Raw genomic sequence first — 12,386 nt, 5'->3', positions numbered from 1 at the left:
TTATCTTTTATCTTCTACAAATATTTCCTGAAACTCCAGAATTTTCTTTTTTTAAGATAATTCAGGTTACTTTCATTAGCGTAGGCTTCTCTTTCAAATGAGATTCTTCTGTATGCCTGGTAGCCATCTTTCAGCTTAAAAAACCAGTAATAATATTCGATGACGTAGAAAATGTAGAAAAATATGACAAGCATCTCCAGCTGTTGCCGCAGATGGATCTTTTCGTGATTGATAAGTGTATTATTTTCCTTATCTTCGGGTTTCCTAATGAAGATAAAGGGAAAGAGAGCAATGCCGTTAATTTTTAGTTTTTTTAATGGCTTTTGGCATACAATTATCATACTAACAAATATAAAAAGTTTTTTGACTTGCATTTAACTTATGGCCCATTATGACATCAAAGAAGGTGAAGACTTTTATTATAATGAACAGGGATATAAAGTTTTTACAGAGAAATTCCATCTGAAAAGAGGATATTGCTGTAAAAGCGGTTGCAGACACTGTCCTTACGGGTACGATAAAAAGACTGATACATTCATTAAAAATGACAAAAAAAAATAAATAAAATGAAAAAATATATTTTTATTTTGTTGGCAGCAGCTACATTAGGTTTAACTTCTTGTAGCCCGTTTCAGGTACGTTCAGATTATGCTGAAACCGCCAATTTCAATTCTTATAAAACTTATAAAATAAGAATTGATGATCTAAAACTGAATGATATTGATAAAGACAGAGTTCTGAATGAGCTTTCAAGACAGCTTCAGAGCAAAGGACTTCAGTCCGGTGAGAACCCTGATCTAATTGTCAACGTAAAAGCAAATCATAAAAAAATTACCGATATACAAAGTTCTTCTCCTTACGGAATGTGGGGCTGGGGCGGCCCATTCGGATGGGGTGTTGGAATGAACAGAACATGGACAAGCAATTATAATGAAGGTGCCCTTATTGTTGACCTTATTGATTCAAAATCCAATAAGTTGGTTTGGCAGGGTATCGGAAGCGGAATTTCTGTAGATTCTCCAAAATCTAAGCAGAGACAGATTCCTGAAATCATGGCTGAGATCATGAAAAATTATCCACCACAGAGAAAATAAGATTTATAGCTATTATTATATAGGCCGGTACTTTTGTACTGGCTTTTTTGTTTTTATGAAGTAAAGATATCCGGGGTGCGAGTTTCGGGATTCGAGATACGGGATTTGAGGTTATAAAGATGAAGAATATCGTTTTTTGGAGAAAATTTCATCCTCTATATTGATTAATCAGGTATCATTTATCATTCATTAGTATAAGCAAAATGCAGTACATTCAAAATTAATGATAATGTAATTTTTTATTCATAAAAATGTAGTATTCTTGTTGAAACTTGTATTGATATGAAAAAAATCATCTTATTCTCTGTATTTGCGGGACTTGCGCATGCTCAAGCACCTGCGGGATACTATAATTCTGCCAATGGTTTAAGCGGTGCAGCATTGAAAACGGCTTTAAGCAGCATTATTACAACGGGACATCAGGATAAAGGCTACAATGGATTGTGGACAGCCTATAAAACCACTGATATTGATAAAGACTACGAAAATGACGGGTCTATCCTTGATATTTATTCAGAAAAACCTGTAGGTACTGATCCTTATAAGTACACTCCGGGATCTAACCAGTGTGGAACTTATTCTACAGAAGGAAACTGCTACAACAGAGAGCATATTGTGCCTCAAAGTTTATTCAGTCAGGCTTCTCCGATGGTAGCAGACATCCATTTCATCAGAGCTACAGATGGCAAAGTAAATGGAATGAGAAGTAATTACCCATTTGGAAAGGTTGGAAGTGCTACTTTTACTTCCCAAAATGGATCAAAACTAGGGAACTCTGTTTCTTCAGGATATTCAGGAGTAGTTTTTGAACCGATTGATGAGTTCAAAGGGGATGTTGCCCGTATGATCTTCTATTTCGTAACACGTTACCAAAGTAAACTTTCTTCTTTCTCATCTGGAAATATGCTGGGAAGTTCTACATTTCCAGGCCTTCAGACCTGGGAGCTGAATGTTCTTTTAGCATGGCACAATCAGGATCCTGTTTCACAGGCTGAAATCAAGAGAAATAATGCGTCTTACAGTTTTCAGGGGAACAGAAATCCTTTTATCGATAATCCAAGCTATGTAAACCTTATCTGGGGTTCTCAACAGCCTACTGGTGATACTCAGGCTCCAACAGCTGCTACAAGTTTAGCTATTTCTGCCAAAACATCCAACAGTATTTCTCTTACGTGGAATGCTGCTACAGATAACGTGGGAGTTTCTGCCTACAATGTTTATATGAACGGAAGCCTGCAAACTACAGTAAGCTCAACTTCTGCCACAATTTCAGGATTAACGCCTTCTACAAGCTATAGTTTCTATGTTGTAGCAAAAGATGCTGCAGGAAATTCTTCTTCCAACAGTTCTACTGTTTCAGGAACAACGAATGCGGGAACAACCAATCCATCTACAGATTGTGCCAATGAAAACTTTGAATCTATTCCTGCGGCAAGTTCTACTTATTCTACCAAAACGTGGAGTAATGGTGGTATTTCCTGGACTGCTACAGATTCAAGAACTGACCAAATGATCAATAATAAAGCCATTACTGTAAGAAGTGGATCTTTAACATCAGGAAGTTCTGCTAACGGTATTGGTTCTTTAACCGTAACTACACAATTGAAATTTTCAGGGAGTAATGGAGTTTTTGATGTAAAAGTAAACGGAACATCTGTGGGAACAATTCCTTACAGTACTACAGCAACAACAACGACTATCAATAACATTAATGTTTCCGGAAATGTAACGGTAAGCCTTGTGAATAATTCAGCCAGCAACAGAGTGGCAATTGATGATCTGAAATGGACATGCTATTCCGGATCTTCTGCCAGGCAAGCGCAAAGTGTTACCCAAGAGGCTGCACAAACCTTTAAAATTACCCCAAACCCGATCACCAATCAGGAAATAACGGTAAAAGGTGATGTTCAGAATGTTAAAAAAGCTGAGATTTATACTTTACAGGGAAAAGTTCTACAGACGATTGACAGACCTTTCAGAAATGGAAATACAATCAGAACTGGAACTCTTAACCAAGGTATTTATATTCTGAAACTGGATGGAACTACGATGCAGTTTTTGGTAAAATAAATCAAAAAATATTTACTATAAAAAATGGCTGGCCTCTTTGTGAGGCCAGCCATTTTTGTTCTCGCAGATTTTCTGAGTGTTATTTTCAGACGCAAAATTTTTTTGCGATAAAATTGATGATTCAAATTATTTCTGTTAATCTGTTTCAATGAATTACTCTATTTATCAAACTTCAGAAACGTCCAGCTCCCTACTTTCTTACTTTTTGCGCTTATCTTTTGCTTCAATTATTTTAGACCAGTCTGTAAACATTTTGGTAATGGTTTTCTCATTCATCAGACAGAAGAAAAACATTCCGGCGAATATGGTTAACCAGCAATACATCAATTTAACACCATTTTTATCTGTAATAAAATAAAGAACAAAAATGGTGAGAATTCCAAACAGAAAGGTAAACATCAGGGTGTACAGGAGTACATTGATGATATACATATTGAACTTCAGTTTTCTGAAAGCCCAGCCTACTAAGGCAATAGGAAGCATCAGCAGTATCGGACCGAGGAAAGCTACAAAAATCAGCATTTCGGGGTGAGCCATAAGGTCTTTCTCAAAACCAAAAAAGGTATTAAAACTGAACTCCATTATATTGTTTTTCCTGGTCTGTTACTTCTAACAGGGTTTTATCTTTATATCCCAACATTTTTGCAAAGATCACATTAGGAAATTCATGAATTCCGATGTTATAAAGGCTGACACTGTCATTGAAAAACTCTCTTCTATCGGAAATCTTATTCTCCAGTTCTGAGATTCTTTTCTGAAGTTCCAGAAAGTTATTGTTAGACTTCAGTTCCGGATAGTTTTCAGATACGGCAAAGAATGAAGCTAAAGCTTTTGAAGTTTCATTGGCCAATTCTGTTTTCTTATCAGAATCTGTAGTGGTATTATAAACGGTTCTCAGTTCTGTAAGCTTTGTAAGAATATCATTTTCATAATTCATGAAATGTTTGGCTACACTTACCAGATTGGGTATTTCATCGGCCCTCTGCTTCAGAACAACATCAATATTGCTGTATGCTTTATCTACATTAAATTTGAGCAATACCAATCTGTTATATAAATTAATCAGAAAGCTTATCACTGCTACAGCCAGCAGTGCAAGTAATATAATGGCTACGGTTTGATTCATTATTGTATAAGTATATAAATGATGATTAATAAAATAACTGAACAGGTGAAAAGAAATGACCTTAACAACGGCTGGTATTTGTTCCACACAGAAATCCCAGATGATGAAGTAATCCCAAGAACTTTATAGTGGTCATCTTTTCTGATGAACGGAACTCCGTTTCTTGAATCGGCATAGCCTACCAACAACATTTGCTGACCGTCTTTTAAAAGGGTTTCTGTATATCTTTTATTATAATTACTGCTGATATTGGTTTCTCCCAATAAGACCAGTTCAATTCCTTCCGGTTGGATTTCTATAGTTCCTGTAGCATCTTTCATCCGAAAAGTATTGCATTGGGTTTCTCTGTGAATGGTTGTATAAGTATACTTTCCATCCGAATCCTTATCAACATCCTCAATGGTATAGTAATATCCGATACATTCTTCATTATTTACCGGTGAATGCAAAGGGGCTTCCATCATTAATATTCCTTCCACTTCAACAGTTCCTTTTGCCAATGACGCTATTTTAGAAGTAGGTAATGAAGCCTGTAATCTTAAAAATCTTTTGGTTCCTGAAGGTTTCATAATGGTAAAAAAGACCACGACTAAAATCACCAAAGGAATACAGTACAAAACCCGGCTGGCATATTCATCATAATGGATACCAATATCTGAAAGGTATTCATGCAAAGGCATTTTCTCCTTAAAAATCATCCATAATATAAAATAGAGAAAGCAGAACAGCAATACCCCTAAAATGGTATAGCCTGCAGGGGATATTTTTTTCTTATTCTCCATAATATAATAATCTGTTTAAAATCTCTTTCAGGTTAGTTGTATCTCAAAAATACATTTTATTTCAATAGCAAACTTATTGTTCTTTATTAGATACAAGAACTCTCGTCAGGTATTGGTTTCCAAACTCAAGGCGAACAAAACGGTTATCCATTTTGAAACTAACCACTGTTAATGCGCTTGATGTATTGGCATCCACCTCTACCGTAGTTTGATAGAGCTGAGCATTATATCTTGCAAACTTGGTTTTGCACTCTGAAGCTGAACTTTCATTAAATACCAACCCATAAGGTAAACCGGCAACTTTTTGATCACCATAATACTGTAGAGCATAATATTCTTCTCCATCATTCATTTTAGCATAGATCAGGTTGAAAACCTCATTAATATCCCAACTTGAATATTTTCCACCTTTACAGCTCTCACATTCTAATTCACTTGGCTGTATCTGTAAAGATTTTGTGAAGGTATCCGCTGTTGTTGGCAGAGCAATAAACTGTTTTTTGCTGAATAATGCCTGTAACTTTTTTGAAGTTGTCTGTTTTATCAGTCTTCTGTTATCAAGCTCTTCCATTTGGGCAACAGCCTGAGCTTCTGCTGCAGCTATTTGTTCTTCCGTAGGCTCTGCTGCCGCATCTGCTGTAGCCATTGCAGAAGAAGACTTTGGTTTCTTGTAGGTCAACAGAAATTCTTTGATTTCTTTTTCCACTTTTCCTGTAGATTGGGTAAGTTTCACATCTACATCTTTCTTTGACCAACGATCAGGAACAATGGATTCAATATCTATAGTGACTTTTGTACTTTTTTTGGTGATTTTCTTAAAGGTTACCAACCAACTTGCTCGTTCAATAAACTGCTTGGCTTTTGCTCCTTTATTTAATGCAAGATTGAGATAAGGGTTTTTATTTCCGCCATCATATTTCAGGTTAAAAAGATCAACGGTGGTTGAAAAGTTATCCTCCATAGCAGCTGCATCCACTGCACTATCCTTTGTAAAGTCATTTTTAAAATCAAAAATGATATTTTCAAGAACATCAATACTTTTAGGTACTGTAAATTCTACTTTTTGAGCAAAAGATAAACTGAAGCACAGTGTACTTATTGCTGTAAAAAGTTTTAAGTTTAAACTCGTTTTCATATTATTTTATTTGTTTTTATAAAAAGGTATAATGATAAAAAAAACTGTCTAAAGAGACAGTCTTTTTATTTTTAAGTAAGGAAGACTTAGCTGCTTGGCCAAAGTCCTGCATATTCAGAATTACCGTAAGTAATGGTTTCAGCGCTTACTACAAAGCTGATCAGCATATTGTTGCTGTCTATTGCATCAAAATCAACTTCATGCTGAATTACATATCCGTTTTCCCATTTCAAAGTAATTAATGTTCCTTCTTCGTGAGATTTATTGAAATTGATTTCCCCGCTTGTAGGCTTGTACTTACTGTTTAATAAACTTTCTAAAACATCAGATTTCTCTGTAGCTTCGATGGTTACTTTAATCAATGCGTTTGACGGATCTGACGCTACACGTCCTGAAACATCTGTAGCTCTTGAAACACTGTAATTAAGTTTTAATAACTTCTGACCTTCACCTCCATTGAATTTTAAGATTCCTCTTGAATTTCCTGCCATATTCTTAAATTTAAATCATTAATGATAGCCCTGTTTAAAGGATTTTCTAAAACAAAGATAGACTTCAAGTTCTAATTTAAAAAGTTTTAAGACCACTGTTTCAAAAATTGTAGTAATTCTACGACTTTCCTTTTTTCGAAATTATATAGTTTTCAAAAAAGAACTTTGGTTTTTAATCTTCTCAAAAATATAATCAGAAATGTTTATAAACATAGGAAACCACCATAATCACAAGATTGATAATGATCAGGGGCATCAAAACTGAGGAATATTTTCTTTTCTTATCTACAAAACTTAATCCCAGAATAAAAAAGAAAAGCAATACCGTGTATACAGCAGGATACATTTTAAATGCTTCCGAAAACTTTCCTTCAAAGACCAGTACAATGGCGCGTTGGGCACCACATCCCAGACATTCCACGCCCAGGAATTTTTTACTGGGACAGGTCAGCATAAAGTCTTCTATATTCATTTCCGAAAATTTATTATGAAGATATCTTAGCTCTGGTATACTGATGTGGGAAAAAACAATCTTCTTTCATCTCAAAGCTACCCTGAACTGCAATGTATGGATTTCTTAAGATTTCTCTTGCCACAAAGATCAGATCTGCCTCACCATTCTGAAGAATTTCTTCAGCCTGCTTTACTTCTGTGATTAAGCCTACTGCACCAGTTTTCACATTGGCTTCACTTCTTATCTGAGAAGAAAAAGGAACCTGATACCCATTAAAAACTGAAATTTTGGCACCATGGATATTTCCACCACTTGATACATCTACAAGATCTACGAAATGTTCTTTTAAGATTTTTGCCAGTGCTACACTCTCCTGAATATCCCAGCCATTTTCTGCATATTCGGTTCCGGAGATCCTTACAAAAAGAGCGGTATTTTCATTCAGTTCTTCATTTACAGCATCTACAATTTCAATAAGAAAACGGATTCTGTTCTCAAAGCTTCCCCCATATTCATCTGTGCGGATATTAGATAACGGAGACAGAAACTGATGGATAAGATAGCCATGGGCTCCGTGAATTTCGATCAAATCGAAGCCAGCTTTCACAGCTCTTCGGGCTGCTTTTTTAAAATTTTGAACCTGTTCTTTTACCTCATCGGTACTTAAAACATGCGGAATTCTTTCTGAAGGATGATAAGGAATGGAGCTTGGGGCAATAGTTTCCCAGCCTTTCTCAACAGGAATCTGTATATTATTCCATGTGGAACCCTTTCTTCCGGCATGAGCCAGCTGGATTCCTATTTTACTGTCTGAATTCTGATGAACAAATTCTACTATTCTCTGTAGTTTTTCTGCCTGTTCATCATTCCATATTCCCATGCAATGATTGGTAATTCTTCCTCTCGGTTCTACTCCTGTAGCTTCTACCACAAGCAAACCTGTTCCGCCCTGTGCTCTGCTTCCGTAATGTACCAAATGGAAGTCATTGGCCATTCCGTTTTCGCATGAATACATACACATAGGAGACATTACCCAACGGTTTTTTAACTCTATATTCCTGAATTGTATTGGAGTATATAACATTTTACAGTCTTAAAAAATTGAACTTTTTATTGGAAGAATAAAATATTGCCCACCTCATTAAAAAGAACTAATTTTACCCCCCTTTTTTACTGTACAATATATGAAAAAAGACATACAGATCAGTTACGAATATTTTAAAAATAGCAGTGAACTGAGCGATATAGAAAAACAATTATTCGAAAGAGCCAAAGAGGCCCGCGAAAACGCTTATGCTCCCTACTCTCAATTTTTTGTAGGATGTGCCGTGTTACTGGAAAACGGAGAAATATATTCCGGAAATAACCAGGAGAATGCAGCATTTCCATCAGGACTTTGTGCAGAGAGAACTACTCTTTTCTGGGTAGCCGCTAATTTCCCTGATGTGAAGGTAAAAAAGATCTTCGTTGTGGGTGGTCCAAAGGAATTTCATGAGAAGAATCCACCAATTCCTCCTTGTGGAGCCTGCCGCCAGAGTTTAATAGAATATGAAACCAAGCAAAACGAAAACATCGACCTTTATTTTTCAAGCATGAATGAGGAAGTGGTAAAGGTACGTGCGGTGAAGGATTTATTGCCTTTCTATTTTGATTCAACCTTTTTATAAGGCGAATTTGTAGAATTGAAATCTATGATTCTAAAATAAATATTCAGTCTTTGCTGTGATATTTAAAATAATACGGACTTACATTTTGTGATAAGTTCTATATGATTAAGCCAACAGAAGTTCTGTTGGTTTTTTATTTTCATACTCTGGTTGGAAAAAGCAAAGGCACTATTTTTTTCCATTCTACAAGTTTTTAAGGCACAAAGATTTTATCTTCTTTGCGCCAGTATGCTTTCCAACAAACAGCATCAGATAAAATCTGCGAAATCCCCTAAATCTGCGATAAAATACTCTGCATGGAGTTTTTAAACTCTCGCAGATTATGCTGATTGAGCAGATGTTTGAGAAGCATGAATAAAAAAGGCTGCTTTATTTCTAAAACAACCTTTTTATTTTTTAAATTACTAATTAGTCTTCTGTTTCCTCTTCGTCCTCATCATCTTCATACTGCTCAAGGTAGTAACTGAAAGTGAATTCTTCCACTTCTTCCTCTGCATCTTCTAATGTGGTTAAAAGATCTTCAAAGATTTCAAGCTGATCTACAGTCATATTCACGAATTCAATGTGAAGCGGCATTTCAAGGTCACCGGTAATGGTATCGAAAAGCGCATCAAGGTTATCTCCGAAATGTTCAGGAAGCTGAACTTTTTCTTTTAATTGAGCATAGAAATCCTCGTAATCGCCTATGTCTGTAAAATCTATATATACTGTCTTCATATTGAATTAAATTTCCAATTTTTACTGATTAAAAAAGTTTTGCATTTTTTGCAGAAATCCGTTTCTTCATTGGTAGGATTTTTACCTTCTGCATCTCTCATAAAACACATTTTTTCCGGGCAATGTGGCAGCCCTTGGGTATGACCAAGTTCATGAATCGCAATTTTATAAAACTGCTCATCTGAATTCTCTTTGTTTAGTCTAAAATCGGAAGCTACACAAGCTTTCCCAGGTCTATACCCCAATCCCATCACCCCAAAATCTTTTATCTTTCCTTTGGTTACACTGATATCTTTTGAGGTAAGCCCAATGGTCACAAAACCTTCTTTTGTTCTGCTGCTTAAAAACTTAATGATTGAATCCGCTCTATAGCGATTTCTTTCCTTATAATAAGCATTTTCCGGGAAGTCTATAACTTCAAGCACCTTTATATTAGGATATACTTTTTTAATTCCTTCGGTTACGGATTCTACTTTTTTAGGATTAATATCCCTGAATGGCTGAATCAGTATAGTTATTGAAGGTTTTGGTTCCGAGTTTTTTGCTGTCTTTTCCTTTTCTGAGCATGAGAATATCAGAAATAAAAACAGCACATAAACAAAACTTTTATTTTTCAAAATTACGATTTATCCTAATTTAAATGCAAATTATACTTTTTTACTTTTTATCCTTTAGCTATTGTCACTGCTTCGTCGCTCTGCTCCTCGCAATGACAGTTACTGTTTTTCAAAACTCTTGTAATGATTTTTGGTAAGATAGACCTCTCCGTTTTTAGTATAGATAATACGGTCTGCATTTCTTCCACCGCAATCATAATTCACATCGGCTTCAAAATATTGGTTCCCATCCGGGAGTCTTCCTTCTCTGTTTCCAAATTTATCTCCGCCAATAGCTCTTCCGGGAAGGATTTCACAAAGGTTTCCTTTGGAAGGATTCCACCCCTGATTTCTTGCTTCTCTTTTGGTGATGTAGTAATCCGGAAGCTTATGGTTTTGTTTCACATAGCTGATCACCGTTTTTTCTTCAGTCAGTTTTTCAATAGAAATCTGTGATGATGAATTTCCTGTGTACTGATCTTCTGTGGAAGTACTTCCATAGCTTACACTTTCAGTCTTAGCTGAAGATGAGTGATTTTTATCTTTGATGAAATTATTATAAAGATACATCACAGACATTCCAAAAAGGAGTCCCAGACAGATAAAAAATACTGCTCTTATTTTACTGTTCATAGTAACGATTGTTTAGGGTAACAATGTATCAGTTTAGCAATGTAACAATGGTGAATACTTCGTTACACTGCTTTTATATGGATACATGATATTTATGATTCTCTCCAGTCTTCAGGAATATCGCAAACCGGGATAGGATCCATTTTATGTTTTGCAGCTTTATGCATTCTGTCAAAGATCTGGAATACTTCCTTATCTCTGCCTTCATAATCTTCTGCAGTTTTGGTTCCGTATTCTTTCTGAATTTTTTCAAGTTCCGGATAGGTTGCCCCAATTTGCTGTTCGTCTGTACGGTCTACATCCCAAAGTCCATCTGTAGGAATGGCTTCCTGAATGCTTTTAATCAGGTTTAATCCTTTTGCCAGAGCATACACTTCTGTTTTATAAAGGTCTCCGATAGGAGAAACGTCTACTCCACCATCACCATATTTAGTATAAAACCCGATTCCGAAATCTTCTACTTTGTTTCCGGTTCCACACACTAAAAGTCCGTTGATCTGACCATAATAATATAATGTAAGCATTCTCAAACGGGATCTTGTATTGGCAAACGCCAGTTTTTCGTTCGGATAAAGATCATCATGAACGTCAAAAGTTTTGTAAAGTTCTTCAAAAGCCGGTGTTAAATTGACAGACATGATTTCTACATTTGGAAATCTGGATTTCAGGTCATTCATATGATCCTGTGCCCGGTCTACCTGATCTGCTTTCTGGCGGATAGGCATTTCAATCAGTAATGTTTTCAAACCAGTCATTGCTGCCAATGTAGAAACCACTCCGGAATCTACCCCACCTGAAACTCCTAATACATATCCGTTTACTCTTGCTTTTGTGGCATAATCTTTTAGCCAGCCAACAATATGATCTATCACTTTTTGTGTCTGCATCGTTTATATTTTTTTTAGTCTATTCTAAATTCTTTGGAATATTTATCATTCCGCTTTTTTTAATCCGTATTTCACCAGATCAATAGTCATTTTTCAAACAAAAATGAGATCCCAAAATTACTTGTTTTTTTGTCACCAAACCTCGGGTAACATCTTTCATTTTCAAAAAGAATTGTAAAAAGATATTTTGCTTTTGGCCTATGTTGTATGTTCAATATACTTTTCCCGTTTCAGTTCATACCAGAAACATTTAATCCCAGAGTCTTCAAATTCTGCTGTATTTTCAAAGCCCATTTTGGTTAGGATATAATTGGATCCTGTGTTTCCAGCATCAGCGTACGCATATATTGTATTTGCACTTAACTCATTAAAACCATAATCCAGTGTAGCTTTTGCAGCTTCCCAGGCATATCCTTTTCCCCAGAATTCCGGGATAAAGCGATATCCTAAGTCCAAAGTTTCTACATGACCGTTTATAGGTTCTTTTAATAGTTTTAAACCGCACCATCCTATCAGTAATCCGCTTTCTTTTTCAATAACAGCCCATCTTCCCACTCCATTTTCTTCATATTGTTTCTGAATCATTCTGATGATTTCCTGTGAGTCTTCTCTTCTTTTTACAGTAGTTCCCAGGTATTTCATCACCTCAGGATCAGAATCCATCAGGAACATGCGTTCATCATCTGTTTCTTCCAGTTTTCTTAAAATTAATCTTTCCGTTTCCAGCATCATAT

At 35.8% G+C, this 12,386-nt stretch carries 17 protein-coding genes; 4 read left to right on the top strand and 13 right to left on the bottom strand.

Going from position 1 to position 12,386, the window contains the following annotated elements:
• Window positions 1–14: 14 nt before the first annotated feature.
• Complete coding sequence (locus tag BOQ64_RS11140; protein WP_129055266.1) at window positions 15–341, bottom strand: hypothetical protein; 327 nt, start codon at window positions 339–341, stop codon at window positions 15–17.
• A gap of 40 nt (window positions 342–381) precedes the next feature.
• Here BOQ64_RS11140 and BOQ64_RS11135 point away from each other — a divergent pair, with 40 nt between their 5' ends.
• From BOQ64_RS11135 to BOQ64_RS11125, 3 genes are all read left to right on the top strand, one after another.
• Window positions 382–561 (top strand): DUF5522 domain-containing protein, encoded by a 180-nt coding sequence (locus tag BOQ64_RS11135; RefSeq protein WP_047387294.1) that lies wholly within the window; start codon window positions 382–384, stop codon window positions 559–561.
• A gap of 5 nt (window positions 562–566) precedes the next feature.
• On the top strand, window positions 567–1,094 hold the full coding sequence (locus tag BOQ64_RS11130) for a DUF4136 domain-containing protein (protein WP_129055264.1): 528 nt from the start codon (window positions 567–569) through the stop codon (window positions 1,092–1,094).
• A gap of 282 nt (window positions 1,095–1,376) precedes the next feature.
• Window positions 1,377–3,164 (top strand): endonuclease, encoded by a 1,788-nt coding sequence (locus tag BOQ64_RS11125; RefSeq protein WP_129055262.1) that lies wholly within the window; start codon window positions 1,377–1,379, stop codon window positions 3,162–3,164.
• Between the two features lie 198 nt (window positions 3,165–3,362).
• Here the strand turns inward: BOQ64_RS11125 and BOQ64_RS11120 are convergent, their stop codons facing one another.
• The 7 genes from BOQ64_RS11120 to namA form a co-directional block, all read right to left on the bottom strand.
• Complete coding sequence (locus tag BOQ64_RS11120) at window positions 3,363–3,746, bottom strand: hypothetical protein (RefSeq protein WP_129055260.1); 384 nt, start codon at window positions 3,744–3,746, stop codon at window positions 3,363–3,365.
• A complete protein-coding gene (locus tag BOQ64_RS11115; protein WP_129055258.1) occupies window positions 3,730–4,290 on the bottom strand; it encodes a LemA family protein in 561 nt (186 codons plus the stop codon). Before BOQ64_RS11115 ends, BOQ64_RS11120 begins: the two co-directional genes overlap by 17 nt.
• Window positions 4,290–5,072 carry a hypothetical protein gene (locus BOQ64_RS11110; RefSeq protein WP_129055256.1) on the bottom strand — a complete coding sequence of 261 codons (783 nt, stop codon included), beginning with the start codon at window positions 5,070–5,072 and terminating at the stop codon, window positions 4,290–4,292. The genes BOQ64_RS11115 and BOQ64_RS11110 overlap by 1 nt, the downstream gene beginning before the upstream one ends.
• A gap of 73 nt (window positions 5,073–5,145) precedes the next feature.
• On the bottom strand, window positions 5,146–6,207 hold the full coding sequence (locus tag BOQ64_RS11105; protein WP_129059715.1) for a hypothetical protein: 1,062 nt from the start codon (window positions 6,205–6,207) through the stop codon (window positions 5,146–5,148).
• Window positions 6,208–6,293: 86 nt separating this feature from the next.
• Window positions 6,294–6,698, bottom strand: coding sequence for a type VI secretion system tube protein TssD (gene tssD, locus BOQ64_RS11100; RefSeq protein WP_045499934.1), 405 nt, complete (start codon window positions 6,696–6,698; stop codon window positions 6,294–6,296).
• A gap of 193 nt (window positions 6,699–6,891) precedes the next feature.
• Complete coding sequence (locus BOQ64_RS11095; protein WP_129055251.1) at window positions 6,892–7,170, bottom strand: DUF2752 domain-containing protein; 279 nt, start codon at window positions 7,168–7,170, stop codon at window positions 6,892–6,894.
• Window positions 7,171–7,183: 13 nt separating this feature from the next.
• On the bottom strand, window positions 7,184–8,236 hold the full coding sequence (gene namA / locus BOQ64_RS11090; RefSeq protein ID WP_129055249.1) for an NADPH dehydrogenase NamA: 1,053 nt from the start codon (window positions 8,234–8,236) through the stop codon (window positions 7,184–7,186).
• Window positions 8,237–8,336: 100 nt separating this feature from the next.
• Here namA and BOQ64_RS11085 point away from each other — a divergent pair, with 100 nt between their 5' ends.
• Entirely contained in the window at window positions 8,337–8,819 is a 483-nt protein-coding gene (locus tag BOQ64_RS11085; protein WP_129055247.1) for a cytidine deaminase, read from the top strand.
• Between the two features lie 408 nt (window positions 8,820–9,227).
• On the opposite strand, the gene BOQ64_RS11080 is transcribed toward BOQ64_RS11085, so the two are convergent.
• The 5 genes from BOQ64_RS11080 to BOQ64_RS11060 form a co-directional block, all read right to left on the bottom strand.
• Window positions 9,228–9,536, bottom strand: a complete 309-nt coding sequence (locus tag BOQ64_RS11080) for a barstar family protein (protein ID WP_129055245.1) — start codon at window positions 9,534–9,536, stop codon at window positions 9,228–9,230.
• Window positions 9,533–10,153 carry a Zn-dependent protease gene (locus BOQ64_RS11075; RefSeq protein WP_228448325.1) on the bottom strand — a complete coding sequence of 207 codons (621 nt, stop codon included), beginning with the start codon at window positions 10,151–10,153 and terminating at the stop codon, window positions 9,533–9,535. The genes BOQ64_RS11080 and BOQ64_RS11075 overlap by 4 nt, the downstream gene beginning before the upstream one ends.
• Window positions 10,154–10,252: 99 nt before the next feature.
• Entirely contained in the window at window positions 10,253–10,765 is a 513-nt protein-coding gene (locus BOQ64_RS11070) for a ribonuclease domain-containing protein (protein WP_185147075.1), read from the bottom strand.
• A 92-nt stretch (window positions 10,766–10,857) separates the two neighbouring features.
• Window positions 10,858–11,652 carry an NAD(+) synthase gene (nadE, locus tag BOQ64_RS11065; protein ID WP_129055243.1) on the bottom strand — a complete coding sequence of 265 codons (795 nt, stop codon included), beginning with the start codon at window positions 11,650–11,652 and terminating at the stop codon, window positions 10,858–10,860.
• A gap of 198 nt (window positions 11,653–11,850) precedes the next feature.
• Window positions 11,851–12,384 (bottom strand): GNAT family N-acetyltransferase, encoded by a 534-nt coding sequence (locus BOQ64_RS11060; RefSeq protein ID WP_185147074.1) that lies wholly within the window; start codon window positions 12,382–12,384, stop codon window positions 11,851–11,853.
• Window positions 12,385–12,386 lie beyond the last annotated feature (2 nt).

This window comes from Chryseobacterium sp. CH25 (assembly GCF_004119455.1).
Lineage (GTDB): Bacteria > Bacteroidota > Bacteroidia > Flavobacteriales > Weeksellaceae > Chryseobacterium.
This window is presented reverse-complemented; position numbering and strand designations above follow the sequence as displayed.

Bases quoted from the DNA above. Each gene is read 5' to 3' on its own strand.
- BOQ64_RS11140 (WP_129055266.1), bottom strand. From the start codon at position 341: ATGATAATTGTATGCCAAAAGCCATTAAAAAAACTAAAAATTAACGGC.
- BOQ64_RS11135 (WP_047387294.1), top strand. From the start codon at position 382: ATGGCCCATTATGACATCAAAGAAGGTGAAGACTTTTATTATAATGAA.
- BOQ64_RS11130 (WP_129055264.1), top strand. From the start codon at position 567: ATGAAAAAATATATTTTTATTTTGTTGGCAGCAGCTACATTAGGTTTA.
- BOQ64_RS11125 (WP_129055262.1), top strand. From the start codon at position 1,377: ATGAAAAAAATCATCTTATTCTCTGTATTTGCGGGACTTGCGCATGCT.
- BOQ64_RS11120 (WP_129055260.1), bottom strand. From the start codon at position 3,746: ATGGAGTTCAGTTTTAATACCTTTTTTGGTTTTGAGAAAGACCTTATG.
- BOQ64_RS11115 (WP_129055258.1), bottom strand. From the start codon at position 4,290: ATGAATCAAACCGTAGCCATTATATTACTTGCACTGCTGGCTGTAGCA.
- BOQ64_RS11110 (WP_129055256.1), bottom strand. From the start codon at position 5,072: ATGGAGAATAAGAAAAAAATATCCCCTGCAGGCTATACCATTTTAGGG.
- BOQ64_RS11105 (WP_129059715.1), bottom strand. From the start codon at position 6,207: ATGAAAACGAGTTTAAACTTAAAACTTTTTACAGCAATAAGTACACTG.
- tssD (WP_045499934.1), bottom strand. From the start codon at position 6,698: ATGGCAGGAAATTCAAGAGGAATCTTAAAATTCAATGGAGGTGAAGGT.
- BOQ64_RS11095 (WP_129055251.1), bottom strand. From the start codon at position 7,170: ATGAATATAGAAGACTTTATGCTGACCTGTCCCAGTAAAAAATTCCTG.
- namA (WP_129055249.1), bottom strand. From the start codon at position 8,236: ATGTTATATACTCCAATACAATTCAGGAATATAGAGTTAAAAAACCGT.
- BOQ64_RS11085 (WP_129055247.1), top strand. From the start codon at position 8,337: ATGAAAAAAGACATACAGATCAGTTACGAATATTTTAAAAATAGCAGT.
- BOQ64_RS11080 (WP_129055245.1), bottom strand. From the start codon at position 9,536: ATGAAGACAGTATATATAGATTTTACAGACATAGGCGATTACGAGGAT.
- BOQ64_RS11070 (WP_185147075.1), bottom strand. From the start codon at position 10,765: ATGAACAGTAAAATAAGAGCAGTATTTTTTATCTGTCTGGGACTCCTT.
- nadE (WP_129055243.1), bottom strand. From the start codon at position 11,652: ATGCAGACACAAAAAGTGATAGATCATATTGTTGGCTGGCTAAAAGAT.
- BOQ64_RS11060 (WP_185147074.1), bottom strand. From the start codon at position 12,384: ATGATGCTGGAAACGGAAAGATTAATTTTAAGAAAACTGGAAGAAACA.